Below are 816 nucleotides of genomic sequence, written 5' to 3' on the forward strand. Positions count from 1 at the left end.
GCTTCATCGTCTTGACGAAGCTTTCTGCAACACCGTTACTTTGCGGACTTCTTATTGCGGTCGTTCTTGGCTCCAGCCGCGACATCCTGGCGAACTTCCGCGTGTCACCGGCGCGATAGGCTGGACCGTTATCCGTCAGCCATTCGATGGGCGCTGTCGGCAGGTTTTTGACCGAACCGGCGTTCAACTGAGCGTTGCATAACGTCCTGTACCATATCGCTCTCATAACCGCCGGTGCTGGCAGCCCAGTCCAATGCTTCCCGGTCGCCACAGTCGATGGCGAAGGTGACCCGCAGCTTTTCTCCGTTATCGCAGCGGAACTCGAAACCGTCCGAGCTCCAGCGGCGATTACTTTCGCCCACCGCCACCCGGCCCGTGTGACGACGGGTATCCGGTGCGGGGTGGGGTTTCGATTGCAACAACAAGCCGTTATCACGCATCACACGCCATACCCGTTTTGCGTTCACCCTCGGCAGACCGGTAGCTGTCAACGAAGTTGACAGCTACCGGGATAAGCAAGCGAGGTGATACCTATTTGAGGACCTTGCTTATCCATGGTGCAAGGGCGGTATTGCAGTCGGCCAGACATAAACAGGATGCCGTATCGAGCTGGGCTAACCGGCTCATGGCGCGCCGGAATAACAAAATTTCCTCGGTAGCATTGGCTAACAAGAATGTTCGGACTGTGTGGGCGCTCTTGGCCAAAGAGCGGTAAACGTACATCGAAGCTTACAACTACCCACATCTCCCGGTAGCAATTTCCCATCCGGTTTGTATTTCGCTTAATCGTCGTAAGCCGCGCCAGATTAAAATATT

General features: G+C 55.5%; 2 pseudogenes. One reads left to right on the forward strand and one right to left on the reverse strand.

The window, feature by feature from the left end:
* A pseudogene (locus FCN80_RS26155) lies at positions 1–485 on the reverse strand (DDE-type integrase/transposase/recombinase); the annotation flags it as partial.
* Between the two features lie 26 nt (positions 486–511).
* On the opposite strand from FCN80_RS26155, the pseudogene FCN80_RS27155 reads away from it, so the two are divergent.
* Positions 512–715 (forward strand): annotated as a pseudogene (locus FCN80_RS27155) (IS110 family transposase); the annotation flags it as partial.
* Positions 716–816: the final 101 nt, after the last annotated feature.

The organism is Martelella alba, from assembly GCF_005217455.1.
GTDB lineage: Bacteria > Pseudomonadota > Gammaproteobacteria > Enterobacterales > Enterobacteriaceae > Acerihabitans.